Genomic DNA, 14,736 nt, shown 5'->3' on the forward strand with positions numbered 1-14,736 from the left:
GAAGCCACCGGACGGACGGTCGTCACGACGGAAGCCACCACCGGACGGACGGTCGCCACCGGAGCGGAAGCCACCCGACGGACGGTCGCCACCGGCGCGGAAGCCACCACGGTCGCCACCACGGTCATCGCGGTTGAAGCCACCGGACGGACGGTCGTCACGACGGAAGCCACCACCGGACGGACGGTCGCCACCGGAGCGGAAGCCACCCGACGGACGGTCGCCACCGGAGCGGAAGCCACCACGGTCGCCACCACGGTCGTCACGGTTGAAGCCACCCGACGGACGGCCACCGCGGTCACCGCGGTCGTCACGACGGAAGCCACCACGGTCGCCACCGCGGTCGCCGCCACGGTTGTCGCGACGCTCGAAGTTGCCACGGTCGTCACGCTGGGCGCGCTGCTCCTCGCGGCGCTCCTGCGCGGCCAGCTCGGCGGCAGCGGCGGCGGCAGCCGCCGCGACCTCGGCCTCGGCGGCCTCGGCCACCTCGGCGACAGCGGCCTCCGGGTCCTCGCCGCGCTCACGGGCGGAGCGGGCGACCAGGCGGTCGGCCTCCTCGCGCAGCTCCACGGCACGGCGCGACAGGCGCTCCAGCTGCTTGGTGAGCTCGGCGACCTCGCGCTCGGCCTGCTTGGCGGCGTTGTTCGCGGAGTCGGCCTGGACCTCGGTCAGCGAACGGGCACCGGTGATCTCGGCGACCTCCGGCTCGAACGCGCCGGCGCCCTGGACGATGTGACGCGAGGCGTCGACGCCCGCGTCCTCCATCAGGCGGAAGATCTGGCGGCGCTGGTGCGGCAGCGCGAGGGAGACCACGACACCGGACTTGCCGGCACGGGCGGTACGGCCCGAGCGGTGCAGGTAGTCCTTGTGGTCGCCGGCCGGGTCCACGTTCAGGACCAGGTCGATGCCGTCGACGTGGATGCCGCGGGCGGCGACGTCGGTGGCGACGAGCGCGTTGACGTAGCCGTCCTTGAAGTCGGCGAGGACGCGGGTACGGGCACCCTGCGTCATGCCGCCGTGCAGCGCGTCGGCCTTCACGCCGGCCTCGACGAGCTGCTCGGCGATGCGGTCGGCGCCCAGCTGGGTGCGGACGAAGATGATGGTGCGGCCCTTGCGGGCGGCGATGGCGGCCGTGACCGGCGCCTTGTCCTTCGGCTTCACGACGAGGACGTGGTGCGTCATGGTCGTGACGTTGCCCTGCGCGCTGTCGACCTCGTGGGTGACGGGGTTGGTCAGGTAGCGCTTGACCAGGGTGCCGATCTCGTTCTCCATGGTGGCGGAGAAGAGCATGCGCTGGCCGCCGCCGGGGATCTGGTCGAGCAGCTCGGTGACCTCGGGCAGGAAGCCCAGGTCGGCCATCTGGTCGGCCTCGTCGAGGACCGCGACCTGGACGTTCGCCAGGGAGCAGGCGCCACGGTTGATGATGTCGCGCAGACGGCCCGGGGTGGCGACGAGGACGTCGACACCGCGCTCCAGAGCGAAGATCTGGTTGCTCATGGAGGTACCGCCGCAGACGACCTTCATCTTCAGGCCGAGCACGTCGCCGTAGGGCTGGAGGGCGTCCGCGACCTGCATCGCGAGCTCACGGGTCGGCGTGAGGATGATCGCGCGGGGCTTCTTCTTCTCGGTGTGACCGCCGGCCAGGGAGGCCAGGGTCGGCAGACCGAAGGAGAGGGTCTTGCCGGAGCCGGTGCGGCCACGGCCGAGGATGTCCTTGCCGGCCAGGGCGTCCGGGATGGTCGCGGCCTGGATCGGGAAGGGGGCGGTGACGCCGTTCTGGGCGAGCTTGCGCACGATGCCCTCGGGGAGACCGAGGTCGCCGAAGGTGATCGAGGGCTCGGCGTCGGCGTCGGCGTCCGCGTCGTCGTCGAAGTCGGTGGTCGAGTCCTCGAAGGACCCGTCGGTGTTCACGTCGGCCTCAAGAGCCTCGATGATCTCGTCCGCCTCGGCGGCCTCGATCGCCTCGGTGACCACAAGGGCCTCGGCGTCGATCATCTCGTTGGAGTCGTTCTCGGGCATGACGGAACGGTCAGAGCTGGAAATGGACATGCGAAATGCGAAACCTTCCGGAGTCTCGGCACGCGCCCAAACTCCGTGAATCGCAAATCGACCGCCTCAATGCGGTCAGCCACGGCTAGGGAGAGTACGCGCCACACGGCGCTCTTCGGATTCGGCGCCGGGCAATGGGATCAAACGATCTATAACCATACGCACCCTCCCCGGGGTCTGGCAAGTCACTCCCGCAGAAACGCCTCTGACCTGCGAAGATGCCCCCGGCGCCGACACCGGACCGGGCCCTCACGGACCCGGCCGGGTGCCCGTCGGGCCTACAACTCGGGGGCCGGCTGGGTGGTCGGCTCCGGCTGCGGACTCGGCAGCTGTGGAGTGGGTTCCGTCACAGGGGGAGTCGTGGCCGGGGGTGCCGGGGTCGGGCTCGCCGACTGCTGCCCGCCGACCGAACCGCCCGGGCCGCCGGAGCCGCCGCCCGAACCGCCCGTCGTGGGTTCCTGCGGGCCCTGCCCGCCCGCGCCGCCGCCCGGTCCCGCCGACGGTGCGGGCACCCCCGGCCGGCCGCTCGGCGCACCCGGGCTCGGCGATGCCCCGGTCGCACCGGAGGCCTTGCCGTCCTCCTTGGGCCTGCCGTCCTGGCTCCCCGTACCGTCCTTCACACCGTGCCCGTTGCCGCGGACCCCGGAGCCCCGCCCCGCGGCGGTCCCCGTGCCCGCCTCGGCGCCGCCGCGGCGGTCCCCCGAAGCGGAGGGCCCGGGCTTGGCCGCGTTCTCGCCGACACTCATGCAGCCGGCCGTCGCCGCGACCGCGAGCGCGGTGACGGCCAGTCGGAGGGAAGCGGACAACTGGCGCACGGGGGCACCTCCGGAGCCTGAGGGTGAACTTTCCGCATGAGCGGGTCAATGTGCCCAACTCCCTTTGACCCGCAAGGGACACGCCCTCGGGCGAACACCGGGACGAAGCCCTGGGCCGGACCCCTCAGCCGAAGAGCCGCAGCGCCACCTGCGACCCGAGGTGCACCGCGCCCAGCCCGACCAGCACCGACATCACCACGTTCGCCGCGGCCAGGAACCCCCGGCCGCGTTCGGCCAGCCGCAGCGTCTCGTACGAGAACGTCGAGTACGTGCTGAGGGCCCCGCACAGCCCGGACCCGAGCAGCAACTGCACCCGCGAGGAGGCGGCCCCCGCCAGCGCCGCCCCGGCCAGCGCCCCGAGCACCAGGCAGGCGGCCGCGTTGACCACGAAGGTGCCCCAGGGGAAGACGGACTCGTGCCGCGCCTGCACCGCCCGGTCCAGCAGATAGCGCAGCGGCGCACCGACGGCCGCGCCCGCCACCACGAGCAGCCAGTTCACCGCGGAACGCGCCCGGGTCCGGGTCCGCGCCCGCGGACCGCGAGCCGGGTCGCCGCGGCCGCCGCCCACACCGCGCCGAGCGCCGCCACCACCGTGAGCCCGCCGTAGGCCAGGGCGGTTCCCGTCTCCCCCTCGTCCAGGAGCCGCGAGAAGTCCACCGCGTAGGTGGAGAAGGTGGTGAAGCCGCCGAGCACGCCCACTCCGGCGAAGGGCCTCAGCAGCGGGTGCGGGGACGTCCGGCCGCCCTCGCTGATCAGCACCATCAGTACGCCGATCAGCGCACTGCCGGAGGCGTTGATCCACAGGGTCGCCCACGGGAAGGCCCCGGGCCCGGCCGGCCACAGCAGGGAGATCCCGTACCGCGCCGCGCCCCCGATCGCGCCGCCCACCGCCACCGCCGCGAGCACCCGGCCCTGCGGCTCGGCCCGCTGCTCGGGCACGTGCAGGTCGACGTCCGGATCGACCGCCTCCGCCGGCCGCGCCGCGGGCGCCGCCCCGTCGCCGGGAGCCGGGACCGGCCGGGTCACCCGTACCCCAGCGCGTGCAGCCGGTCGTCGTCGATCCCGAAGTGGTGGGCGATCTCGTGCACCACGGTGACCTCCGTCTCCGCGACCACGCTCTCCCGGTCCTCGCACATGCGCAACGTGGGATTGCGGTAGATCGTGATCCGGTCCGGCAGCACCCCGGCGTACCACTCGCCGCGGTCCGTCAGCGGAGTTCCCTCGTACAGACCGAGCAGCTCGGGGTCGTCGGCGGGCGGTTCGTCCTCGACGAACACCGCCACGTTGTCCATCAGCCGCGTCAGCTCCGGCGGGATCCGGTCCAGGGCCTCTGCGACGAGCTCTTCGAACTCCTCGCGCGTCATCTCCAGCACCCGGCCATTGTCGCTCCGGGGGAAACCGTTTTGGCGATAGCTCCCCGGATCCCATATGCTTCTCACGTCCCCGACGCGCTGAGAAGTGCCCGGCGGGCCTTTAGCCCTCATCGTCTAGTGGCCCAGGACGCCGCCCTTTCAAGGCGGTAGCACGGGTTCGAATCCCGTTGGGGGTACGCATTACCGTGTGCAAGACTTGTTCTCGCACACTGCAAGGTCCTGTGGAGCAGTTGGTTAGCTCGCCACCCTGTCAAGGTGGAGGTCGCGGGTTCAAGTCCCGTCAGGATCGCTGAAGCCGGAAACGGTTTCGTGGCTGGGTAGCTCAGTTGGTACGAGCGATCGCCTGAAAAGCGATAGGTCGCCGGTTCGACCCCGGCCCCAGCCACCATCAAGAAGGCCCCGTCCATCGGACGGGGCCTTCTGTGGTTACTCCCCTTCGGCCTCGGCCGCCGCCGCGCGCCCCCTGCGGCGCCACTGCACGACGCCGACGGCCGCCGCCCCGGCGGCCACCAGCCCGAGCAGCACCCCGTCCGGGACCGCGTCCGCCAGCGAGCCGACCCACTGCTCCACGGCGAACGAGTCGTCCACGTCCAGCAGCCCCGGCAGCGCGCTCGCCCCGTCGTAGACGAGGAACAGCACGCCCAGGGTGATGAAGAACAGCCCCGACAGCAGCGAGGTGGTGTGCAGCTCGAAGCGGCCGACGCGCAGGGCCCGCCCGCGCAGCCAGCGCCGCCTGCCCAGGTCGAACCGCTCCCACAACAGCGCCAGTACGAACAGCGGTACGGCCATCCCCAGGGCGTAGACCGCGAGCAGCAGGCCGCCGTAGACGGGGCTGCCGCTGACCGCCGCGACCGTCAGGACGCTGCCCAGGATCGGGCCGGCACAGAATCCGGCCAGCCCGTAGACCGCCCCGAGCGCGTACACCGACAGGGCGGTGGTCGGCCGGATCCGGCCCGACACCTCCGAGATCCGCTTCGGGGCGAATCCGAGGCCAAGGATCTGCGCGAGGCCGAGCGCGATGATCAGCCAGCCGCCCGCGAGCACGAGCTGGTCGCGGTTGCCGTGGAAGAACCGCCCGGCGTACGAGCCGGCCGCCCCGAGCGGTACGAGGGTGCTCGCGAGGCCCGCGTAGAAGATCCCGGTGCGCGCCAGGAGCCGGGAGGTGGAGTCGATGGAGTACGCGAAGAAGGCCGGCAGCAGCAGGGCGCTGCAGGGGCTGAGCAGCGCGAGGAGGCCGCCCAGCAGGGCGGCCAGGTATCCGATGTCGGTCACTGCTTCGCCGCCTCGGCCTTCGCCTTGGCGATGGCGGCCGTGAAGGTGTCGAGCGGCTGGGCGCCGGCGATGGGCCTGCCGTTCAGCAGGAAGGACGGGGTGGAGGTGACGCCGATGCGGTATCCCTCCTCCTGGTCCCTCTTCAGGGCCGCCGCGGCCTGCTCGCCGGCCAGGTCCGCCTTGAAGCGCTCCAGGTCGGGCACGCCGGCCTCCCGGGCCAGCTCCACGAGCCGGGGCTCGGCGAAGCCCTTCTCCTTCGAGCCGGCGGCGTAGGCGGCGGCGTGGAAGGCGTCGAAGCGGTCCTGCTGCCCGGCCGCCCAGGCGGCCTTGGCGGCCGCCTCGGACTCGGCGCCGAAGATCGGGAAGTTGCGCCACTCGATGCGCAGGGTGCCGTCCTCGACGAACTTCTTCACCAGTTCGGGCTCGGTGTCCCGGGCGAACTTGCCGCAGTAGCCGCATTTGAAGTCGGAGTACTCGATGAGCACGACGGGCGCGTCGGCGCGGCCGACGGCGAGCTTGTCGCCGGACTCGCGGCGGGCCAGCGCCTTGAGCTCGGCGGCGGGGTCGGTCCGGGGCGCGGTGACGGAGGCGGAACCGGCCGAGCCGGTCTCGGCGGGGGCGGTGGCCCGCCAGGAGACGAGGCCGAGGGTGATCGCGGCGAGGGCCACTCCGGCGGAGAGCAGCAGGGGCTTCGTGGCGGACTTCTTGGCGGAGGACTTCGGGGAAGAGGGCATGCGGGTGCTCCAGTGCTGCGGGTGGGTGGGACGGGACCGGGGGGACCGGTCCGTCTACACCCGCATCACGCAGAGCTCCAGCCGGTCGGGGGCCGGGCGGTCGGGGCCGCGTACGGGGTTCCGTACGGGCACGGCCGCGGCCGGACCCGCGTCCTCGGGCGCCGCCCGGACCGGCGGGACCTGGGCGTGCTGCTCGCCCGCGGCGCGCGTGGGGACGGCGGGCGTGCCCCCGTGCCCGGGAGCCGCCGGCGCGCAGGCGGGACCGTCGGCGTCGGTGAACTCGGCCGCCCGGGGCCACCCCGTGACCGATCCGGTGGACGGGGCCGGAACCGGAACGGCTGCCGGAGCCGGGGCAGGAGCGGAGGCCGAGGCCGGGGCCGGGGCCGGTTCCAGGACCGGGGCCGGTTCCAGGACCGGGGCCGGTTCCAGGACCGGGGCCGGTTCCAGGACCGGGGCCGGGGCCGCAACCAGCACCCGCGCCGGGGGCGGGGTCGGCGTCCGCGCCGGGGGCGAGTCCGCGCCCGGGGCCGTTCGGGGCGTCGGGGCGAGCGCCACCGCCGGGGACGCGCAGCCCAGCAGCACCGCCAGTACCGCGAGCACGGCGCAGCCGAAGAGGCGGGGGCGGGACAAGGTGGGACGCCTCTCACTCGTACGACCGACGGACTCGTCCCGAAATGGTACGGGTCCGCCCCACAAATGCGTTCGCCACCCGGAGGGCCCAGGTGAGATCCTCGACCAGGTATGTCTACTTCCTTCGCCGCCCTGCAGACGCTTCTCGGTGAGATCTCCCTCCGTGACGCGCACCGCCTCGGCCGCCGCCTCGAAGGCGCCCGCCGTATCCGCAAGCCCGAGGCCAAGCAGGCCGTGCTCGACGAGATCGCCGCGGAGGCCACCAAGGCCGCCGAGCGACTGGCCGGCCGTGCCTCGCGGATGCCGGAGGTCACGTATCCCGAGAACCTGCCCGTCAGCCAGAAGAAGGACGAGATCGCCGAGGCGATACGCGACCACCAGGTCGTGATCGTCGCGGGCGAGACCGGGTCCGGCAAGACCACGCAGATCCCCAAGATCTGCATGGAGCTGGGCCGCGGCGTCCGGGGCATGATCGGGCACACCCAGCCCCGCCGGATCGCCGCCCGCACGGTCGCGGAGCGGATCGCCGAGGAGCTGAAGTCCGAGATCGGCCAGACGGTCGGCTGGAAGGTCCGCTTCACCGACCAGGTGGACCAGGACGCGACCTTCGTGAAGCTGATGACGGACGGCATCCTGCTCGCCGAGATCCAGACGGACCGCGAGTTGCGGGCCTACGACACGATCATCATCGACGAGGCCCACGAGCGGTCGCTGAACATCGACTTCCTGCTGGGCTACCTGGCCACGCTGCTGCCGAAGCGCCCCGACCTCAAGGTCGTCATCACCTCGGCGACCATCGACCCCGAGCGCTTCTCCCGGCACTTCGGCGAGGCACCGATCGTCGAGGTCAGCGGGCGTACCTATCCGGTGGAGGTGCGCTACCGGCCGCTCCTGGAGGAGGACGCCGAGGAGGGCGACGACTCCGACCGGGACCAGATCACCGCGATCTGCGAGGCCGTGGACGAGCTCCAGTCCGAAGGGCCGGGCGACATCCTGGTCTTCCTCTCCGGCGAGCGGGAGATCCGCGACACCGCGGACGCCCTAAACAAACGGAACCTCCGCTTCACCGAGGTTCTCCCTCTCTACGCACGCCTCTCGCACGCCGAGCAGCACCGCGTCTTCCAGCAGCACACCGGGCGCCGGATCGTCCTCGCGACCAACGTCGCCGAGACCTCGCTGACCGTCCCCGGCATCAAGTACGTGATCGATCCGGGCACCGCCCGGATCTCCCGCTACAGCCACCGCACCAAGGTCCAGCGCCTGCCGATCGAGCGGATCTCGCAGGCCAGCGCCAACCAGCGCAAGGGCCGCTGCGGCCGTACCAGCGACGGCATCTGCATCCGGCTGTACTCCGAGGCCGACTTCGACGCCCGCCCCGAGTTCACCGACGCCGAGATCCTGCGGACGAACCTGGCCTCCGTCATCCTCCAGATGACCGCGGCGGGCCTCGGCGAGATCGAGAAGTTCCCCTTCATCGACCCGCCGGACCACCGCAACATCCGCGACGGCGTGCAGCTGCTCCAGGAGCTCGGCGCGCTGGACCCGGCCGAGAAGGACCCGTCGAGGCGGCTCACCCAGATGGGCCGCCAGCTCTCCCAGCTCCCCGTGGACCCGCGGCTGGCCCGCATGGTCATCGAGGCCGACAAGAACAACTGCGTCCGCGAGGTCATGGTCATCGCGGCGGCCCTGTCCATCCAGGACCCGCGCGAGCGGCCCTCGGACAAGCAGACCCAGGCCGACCAGAACCACGCCCGGTTCAAGGACGAGACCAGCGACTTCCTCTCGTTCCTGAACATGTGGCGCTACGTGCGCGAGCAGCAGAAGGAACGCGGCTCGTCCTCGTTCCGCCGGATGTGCAAGCAGGAGTACCTGAACTTCCTGCGGATCCGCGAGTGGCAGGACATCTACTCCCAGCTGCGCACGGTCGCCAAGGGCATGGGCATCCACGTCAACGAGGCCGATGCCCCGGAGCAGGTCGTCCACGTCTCGCTGCTGGCCGGTCTGCTCTCGCACATCGGGCTCAAGGACACCGACAAGAACGAGTACCTCGGTGCCCGCAGCGCCAAGTTCGCGATCTTCCCGGGCTCCTCGCTCTTCAAGAAGCAGCCGAAGTTCGTGATGTCGGCCGAGCTGGTGGAGACCTCGCGGCTGTGGGCCCGGGTGAACGCCAAGGTGGAGCCCGAGTGGGTGGAGCCGCTGGCCCAGCACCTGGTCAAGCGCACGTACAGCGAGCCGCACTGGGAGAAGGACCAGGCGGCCGTGATGGCGTACGAGAAGGTCACGCTGTACGGCGTACCGATCGTGGCCCAGCGGAAGATCAACTACGGCCGGATCGACGCCGAGGTCTCGCGCGAGCTGTTCATCCGCAACGCGCTCGTCGAGGGCGACTGGCGCACCCACCACAAGTTCTACGCCGACAACCGCAAGCTCCTCACCGAGGTGGAGGAGCTGGAGAACCGGGCGCGGCGCCGCGACATCGTGGTGGACGACGAGACCCTCTTCGACTTCTACGACCAGAAGATCCCCGCCCATGTGGTGTCCGGGGCGCACTTCGACTCCTGGTGGAAGCACAAGAAGCGCGAGGAGCCGGAACTCCTCGACTTCGAACGCGAGATGCTGCTGACCGAGAAGGCGGCCGGGGTCACCAAGGCCGACTACCCGGACTCCTGGCGGCAGGGGCAGCTGAAGTTCCGGGTGACCTACCAGTTCGAGCCGGGTGCGGACGCCGACGGCGTGACCGTCCACGTCCCGCTCCAGGTGCTGAACCAGGTCACCGACGAGGGCTTCGACTGGCAGATCCCGGGCCTGCGCGAGGAGGTCGTCACCGAGCTCATCCGCTCGCTGCCCAAGCCGATCCGCCGGCACTACGTGCCCGCGCCGAACTACGCCGGCCGCTTCCTGGACACGGCGGTGCCCCTGCAGGAGCCGCTGCCGGTCACGCTGGCGCGCGAGCTCCAGCGGATGGTCGGGGTCCCGGTCTCCGCAGAGGACTTCGACCTCACCCGGATCCCGGATCACCTGAAGATCACCTTCCGGATCATCGACGAGCGCCGCAAGAACCTCGCCGAGGACAAGGACCTGGAGGCCCTGCGGCTGAGGCTGAAGCCGAAGGCCCGCCAGGCCCTCTCCAAGGCCGCCGCGGCCACCGCCGAGCGGGCGGGCGGGGAGTCGGTGGAGCGCACCGGGCTGACCGACTGGACGATCGGCACGCTGACCAAGGTCTTCGAGACCCGGCGCGCGGGCCAGCCGGTGAAGGCGTACCCGGCGCTGGTGGACGAGGGCGCGACCGTGTCCGTACGGCTCTTCGACACGGAGGCCGAGCAGCAGCAGGCGATGTGGCTGGGCACCCGGCGGCTCATCCTGCTGAACATCCCGGTGAACCCGGCGAAGTTCGCCTCGGACCACCTGACCAACCAGCAGAAGCTGGCCCTGTCCAGGAACCCGCACGGCTCCATCCAGGCGCTCTTCGACGACTGCGCGACCGCGGCGACCGACAAGCTGATCGCCGACCACGGCGGCCCGGCGTGGGACGAGGCGGGCTTCCGGGGGCTCTACGAGGCCGTCCGCGCCGACCTGGTGGACACGACCGTGCGCACGGTGAGCCAGGTGCAGCAGGTGCTGGCCGCCTGGCAGGCCTGTGAGCGCCGCCTGAAGGCCACGGGCAGCCTGGCCCTGGTCGCGAACATCCAGGACGTCAAGACGCAGCTGGCGGCCCTCATGCCGGCCGGCTTCGTGACGCTCACGGGGCTGCGCAGGCTGCCGGACCTGATGCGCTACCTGGTGGCGGTGGACCGGCGGCTCCAGCAGATGCCCACGGGCGTCCAGCGCGACACCACGCGCATGGAGAAGGTCCACGAGATGCAGGACGAGTACGCCTGGCTGCTGGAGCAGTTGCCGAAGGGGCGCCCGGTCCCGTCCACGGTCACCGACATCCGCTGGATGATCGAGGAACTGCGCGTCAGTTACTTCGCGCACGCGCTCGGGACGGCCTACCCGATCTCCGACAAGCGGATCGTGAAGGCGGTGGATGCGGCGGCGCCGTGACCGGCGCCGCGGTCCGGTTCGACTGCACCCCCTGAGCTGCGGTACAGTCTGATTCGCAGCCGCCGAGCGGCCGCAAATCAAGGACCTGTGGAGCAGTTGGTTAGCTCGCCACCCTGTCAAGGTGGAGGTCGCGGGTTCAAGTCCCGTCAGGTTCGCAGAAACGTCAGGGCCCGTATCCCTCTGGGGATACGGGCCCTGACGCGTTGGCGGGCGGCACCGCCCGGACGGCCTTGGGGGCCGCCTGGGGCCCGTGGAACGCCCGCGCCGCCCGTCCACACCTCCGGGCCGCATCCGCCGCGCCTGCGGGGCGTCCATGAGCGCGTGCCGGGCCCTCGCCGAGCCCGTGCGAACGGCTCCGGACCCCGACGGACCCCGACGGACCTCCCCGGAGCCCTCCGGAGCTCTTCGCCGGGCCTCTCCGGACCTCTCCGGGACCGCGCCGGACGCGTCCGGGCCCATCCGGACCTCCTGACACCCCGGCCGAGACGCCCCCCGGGCCGGCCGTCACACGGAATCCCCCGTTCGCATGATGTGCCTCGCGAAGCGCGTCCCCTTTACGGGGTGCATTACCGGATATACAAGAGTGATCATCTGTGACGGGAGTCACCGCATGAGTTTTTGAGACTCATACTTTTATCGCACCCATACGCCCGCTCGATAGAATATGTGCAATGGCACCTACCTCGCCGATGCTCCCGCGCGCGCTCAAGACCGCCCTGACCTGGGCATAAAAAGATCGCGCTGGACCCGGCGGAGTCCAGCGCGATCGAACGACTTGGAACCTGTTGGGGCAGGCCCGGCCGTATGAAGCTATGTGGGTTTCATCGGATTGGGGGACCCGACATAAACCCGTTAAAGCGGGGTGTTTACGCGACCTCAGGCTTCGCTGCGCTGCTGCGGAATTCCCGCGAGCAGTGCGCGAACCTCGGCCTCGCGGTACCGGCGGTGTCCACCCAGGGTGCGGATGGACGTGAGCTTGCCAGCCTTGGCCCAGCGGGTGACCGTCTTCGGGTCCACGCGGAACATCGTGGCAACCTCAGCCGGGGTCAGCAGCGGCTCGGCATCAGGGGTGCGAGCGGTCATGAGCGGCCTCCTCGGGAGAACCGAACCATCTCGGTTCTTTCCTCTAAATTCTGCACCTTGGCCCGCGTTGCCCGAAATGGACATACGCGGGCCGAGTCGGTTATAGGACGAACGGCTTGTCCTCGGCACTACAACTACACCATCCGTCCAGCCTCGACGGCCAAACCGACGGAATTGCCCTCCGAGGTGTTCATCAGCGGCGGAAGCCGATGGACCGTCCCATAACGGACAGTCACCCCACTGTGACGATCAGTCACAGAGCGATCAGGAGTCGTCAGACCCCCCGTAGAGTGCAATGCCGAGCATTCCGCCCTTAGTTGGGCGGAAGGAACCCTCCCCGGACTCCTTGTCCTATTTTGGCACGAGGGTAGGGGAAGGGCGCAAGGGTGTAGTTAGTGCGGTCCGTCACGCTTGGGCCAATGGCCCGTATCGGGACGTAGGTCCTGGTACTACGTCCCAAATGCCATGATCAGGCCTCTGATCAGCCAGTATTGACCGATCGACCGATACCGGACGATACGTACTGACCCCTCCTGAGTGAAACCAGCCACATAGGCCCCTTTCGGCCTAATTCGCGAAAAGCCGCTCCCGGACCGCTCTCCACCGCTCCGCCAGCTCCTCGTAGACCTCGGTCGCGCCGTCCGAGTCCCCGGCCCGCAGGGCCGCGATACCCGCCGCGAGATCTGCGGCCGAGCGGTCGGCCGCCAGCCGGTCCGCCGGCAGCGCGTGCAGCAGCCCGCCGTAGTCCAGCTCGACCATCGAGCGCGGGTGGAACTCCTCCAGCCAGCTCCCCACCTCCACCAGCCCGTCGACGAGCATCCCGTACCCCTCCGCGTCGCGCAGGATCCGCAGCGCGCGGGCGAGCCGCCGCCGGGCCTGGACCATCGGCGTGCGGTAGCGCAGCCGCTCGCCCGGCACGTGGTCCCGCTCCTCGTCCGCCACCAGCACGAACCAGCGCAGCGGCACCTGCCACACCCCCGTACGGATCCAGGGGCGCGCGTCCGGGTTCCGTTCGCGCCAGCGCTCGTACTCCTCGGCCGCCCGCCGGCGCGCCCCCGGCGGGAGCGCCGCGTCCAGCACCGGGCGCGGGAACCACTCGACGAGCTCCTGGAGGGCCAGCCAGCCACGGAGCCGGGTGCGCCACGGGCAGACCAGCAGCACCCCGTCGACCACCGCCGTGAAGGCGTCCGCGCTCTCGTGGGCCGGCACCCCCACCACCGGGACCCGCACCAAGTCCGACAGCGACCGGCGCAGTTCGTCCTGGGCGGTCGGGGACGTCCCGCGCCGGGCGTAGTCGGCCCAGTGCGTGCGCTCCGGCTCGGCGAAGGCCGCCAAGGGCTCGTAGATACGCAGGTAGGAGGCGTACGGGACGGTCGGCGCCGAGCGCGCGGACGGCAGCGGGAGATCGGAGGATTCGCTCACGCTCTCGTACTGCCCTTCCGCAGGGCCAGGTTCACCTCCGAGGCGTCCCCACCCCCTGGCACCACAGGAGTGTTTCGATCCTCGGACAGGTCACCTACGGGCGGCCCCCAGGTCTTACTCTGCTCCCAGCACGCCCTCCCCCACCCGCAGGGCGGGCGTCTTTCCGCCGCATCTCTTCCATGGGAGTCACCACCGTGACCGAAATGACCGACGGCGTCCTGCACACCCTGTTCCGTACGGAGCAGGGCGGCCACGAGCAAGTCGTGCTGTGCCAGGACCGCGCCACCGGCCTGAAGGCCGTCATCGCCATCCACTCCACCGCCCTGGGCCCCGCCCTCGGCGGTACGCGCTTTTACGCGTACGCCTCCGACGAGGAGGCCGTCCTCGACGCGCTGAACCTCTCGCGCGGCATGTCGTACAAGAACGCGCTCGCCGGTCTCGACCTCGGCGGCGGCAAGGCCGTGATCATCGGCGACCCGGACGTCCTCAAGAGCGAGGAACTGCTCCAGGCCTACGGCCGGTTCGTGGAGTCCCTCGGCGGCCGCTACGTGACCGCCTGCGACGTCGGCACCTACGTGGCCGACATGGACGTCGTGGCCCGCGAGACCCGCTGGGCGACCGGCCGCTCCCCCGAGAACGGCGGCGCCGGCGACTCCTCGGTCCTCACCGCCTTCGGCGTCTTCCAGGGCATGCGTGCCAGCGCCCAGCACCTGTGGGGCGACCCGACCCTGCGCGGCCGCAAGGTCGGCGTGGCCGGTGTCGGCAAGGTCGGCCACTACCTGGTCGAGCACCTGCTGGAGGACGGCGCCGAGGTCGTGATCACGGACGTACGGGAAGAGTCCGTACGCCGGATCCTGGACAAGCACCCGGGCAAGGTCACCGCCGTCGCCGACACGGACGCGCTGATCCGCACCGAGGGCCTGGACATCTACGCCCCCTGCGCGCTCGGCGGCGCCCTGAACGACGAGACCGTCCCGGCGCTCACCGCGACGATCGTCTGCGGCGCGGCGAACAACCAGCTCGCCCACCCGGGCATCGAGAAGGACCTCTCGGACCGCGGGATCCTCTACGCGCCCGACTACGTGGTCAACGCGGGCGGTGTCATCCAGGTCGCCGACGAGCTGCGCGGCTTCGACTTCGACCGCTGCAAGGCCAAGGCCACGAAGATCTTCGACACCACGCTGGAGATCTTTGCTCGCGCGAAGGCGGACGGCATTCCGCCGGCCGCCGCGGCCGACCGGATCGCCGAGCAGCGCATGGCCGACGGCCGCGCCGCGCGCGCCGTCTAGGCCCTTCCCGGGGCTCCGGGGTGCG

General features: G+C 71.0%; 12 protein-coding genes and 4 tRNA genes. 6 read left to right on the top strand and 10 right to left on the bottom strand.

Going from position 1 to position 14,736, the window contains the following annotated elements; translation table 11 throughout:
* The 5 genes from ACFY0D_RS20705 to ACFY0D_RS20725 form a co-directional block, all read right to left on the bottom strand.
* A partial coding sequence (locus ACFY0D_RS20705) for a DEAD/DEAH box helicase (protein WP_390799603.1) occupies nucleotides 1–2,049 on the bottom strand: 2,049 nt, incomplete at its 3' end.
* A 278-nt stretch (nucleotides 2,050–2,327) separates the two neighbouring features.
* Nucleotides 2,328–2,864 carry a hypothetical protein gene (locus ACFY0D_RS20710; RefSeq protein WP_390799604.1) on the bottom strand — a complete coding sequence of 179 codons (537 nt, stop codon included), beginning with the start codon at nucleotides 2,862–2,864 and terminating at the stop codon, nucleotides 2,328–2,330.
* 124 nt (nucleotides 2,865–2,988) lie between these two features.
* Nucleotides 2,989–3,363, bottom strand: coding sequence for a fluoride efflux transporter CrcB (gene crcB / locus ACFY0D_RS20715; RefSeq protein ID WP_390799605.1), 375 nt, complete (start codon nucleotides 3,361–3,363; stop codon nucleotides 2,989–2,991).
* A complete protein-coding gene (locus tag ACFY0D_RS20720; RefSeq protein WP_390799606.1) occupies nucleotides 3,360–3,890 on the bottom strand; it encodes a CrcB family protein in 531 nt (176 codons plus the stop codon). Before ACFY0D_RS20720 ends, crcB begins: the two co-directional genes overlap by 4 nt.
* Nucleotides 3,887–4,237 carry a metallopeptidase family protein gene (locus ACFY0D_RS20725; RefSeq protein WP_030726307.1) on the bottom strand — a complete coding sequence of 117 codons (351 nt, stop codon included), beginning with the start codon at nucleotides 4,235–4,237 and terminating at the stop codon, nucleotides 3,887–3,889. Before ACFY0D_RS20725 ends, ACFY0D_RS20720 begins: the two co-directional genes overlap by 4 nt.
* Before the next feature lie 103 nt (nucleotides 4,238–4,340).
* Between ACFY0D_RS20725 and ACFY0D_RS20730 the strand changes: the two genes are divergently transcribed.
* The 3 genes from ACFY0D_RS20730 to ACFY0D_RS20740 all read left to right on the top strand — a co-directional run bounded on the left by ACFY0D_RS20730 (nucleotide 4,341) and on the right by ACFY0D_RS20740 (nucleotide 4,625).
* Nucleotides 4,341–4,413 (top strand) — tRNA-Glu (locus ACFY0D_RS20730).
* Between the two features lie 39 nt (nucleotides 4,414–4,452).
* Nucleotides 4,453–4,526, top strand: a tRNA-Asp gene (locus tag ACFY0D_RS20735).
* 22 nt (nucleotides 4,527–4,548) lie between these two features.
* Nucleotides 4,549–4,625: transfer RNA gene (locus ACFY0D_RS20740), tRNA-Phe, on the top strand.
* Nucleotides 4,626–4,663: 38 nt separating this feature from the next.
* On the opposite strand, the gene ACFY0D_RS20745 is transcribed toward ACFY0D_RS20740, so the two are convergent.
* The 3 genes from ACFY0D_RS20745 to ACFY0D_RS20755 are packed head-to-tail and all read right to left on the bottom strand — an operon-like array spanning nucleotide 4,664 to nucleotide 6,873.
* Nucleotides 4,664–5,509: a cytochrome c biogenesis CcdA family protein gene (locus ACFY0D_RS20745; RefSeq protein WP_390799607.1), complete on the bottom strand. Its 846-nt coding sequence runs from the start codon at nucleotides 5,507–5,509 to the stop codon at nucleotides 4,664–4,666.
* Nucleotides 5,506–6,243: a DsbA family protein gene (locus ACFY0D_RS20750; RefSeq protein WP_390799608.1), complete on the bottom strand. Its 738-nt coding sequence runs from the start codon at nucleotides 6,241–6,243 to the stop codon at nucleotides 5,506–5,508. Before ACFY0D_RS20750 ends, ACFY0D_RS20745 begins: the two co-directional genes overlap by 4 nt.
* 54 nt (nucleotides 6,244–6,297) lie before the next feature.
* Nucleotides 6,298–6,873, bottom strand: a complete 576-nt coding sequence (locus ACFY0D_RS20755; RefSeq protein WP_390799609.1) for a hypothetical protein — start codon at nucleotides 6,871–6,873, stop codon at nucleotides 6,298–6,300.
* Nucleotides 6,874–6,984: 111 nt separating this feature from the next.
* Between ACFY0D_RS20755 and hrpA the strand changes: the two genes are divergently transcribed.
* Nucleotides 6,985–10,917: an ATP-dependent RNA helicase HrpA gene (hrpA, locus tag ACFY0D_RS20760; protein ID WP_390799610.1), complete on the top strand. Its 3,933-nt coding sequence runs from the start codon at nucleotides 6,985–6,987 to the stop codon at nucleotides 10,915–10,917.
* A gap of 81 nt (nucleotides 10,918–10,998) precedes the next feature.
* A tRNA-Asp gene (locus ACFY0D_RS20765) sits at nucleotides 10,999–11,072 on the top strand.
* Between the two features lie 721 nt (nucleotides 11,073–11,793).
* Here ACFY0D_RS20765 and bldC read toward each other — a convergent pair.
* Both bldC and ACFY0D_RS20775 read right to left on the bottom strand, forming a co-directional pair.
* Nucleotides 11,794–12,000, bottom strand: coding sequence for a developmental transcriptional regulator BldC (bldC, locus tag ACFY0D_RS20770; RefSeq protein ID WP_003949541.1), 207 nt, complete (start codon nucleotides 11,998–12,000; stop codon nucleotides 11,794–11,796).
* A gap of 567 nt (nucleotides 12,001–12,567) precedes the next feature.
* Nucleotides 12,568–13,422 carry a hypothetical protein gene (locus tag ACFY0D_RS20775; RefSeq protein ID WP_390799611.1) on the bottom strand — a complete coding sequence of 285 codons (855 nt, stop codon included), beginning with the start codon at nucleotides 13,420–13,422 and terminating at the stop codon, nucleotides 12,568–12,570.
* A gap of 194 nt (nucleotides 13,423–13,616) precedes the next feature.
* Between ACFY0D_RS20775 and ACFY0D_RS20780 the strand changes: the two genes are divergently transcribed.
* Nucleotides 13,617–14,711, top strand: a complete 1,095-nt coding sequence (locus ACFY0D_RS20780; RefSeq protein ID WP_390799612.1) for a Leu/Phe/Val dehydrogenase — start codon at nucleotides 13,617–13,619, stop codon at nucleotides 14,709–14,711.
* Nucleotides 14,712–14,736: the final 25 nt, after the last annotated feature.

Source organism: Streptomyces sp. NPDC001502, assembly GCF_042894785.1.
Lineage (GTDB): Bacteria > Actinomycetota > Actinomycetes > Streptomycetales > Streptomycetaceae > Streptomyces > Streptomyces kutzneri.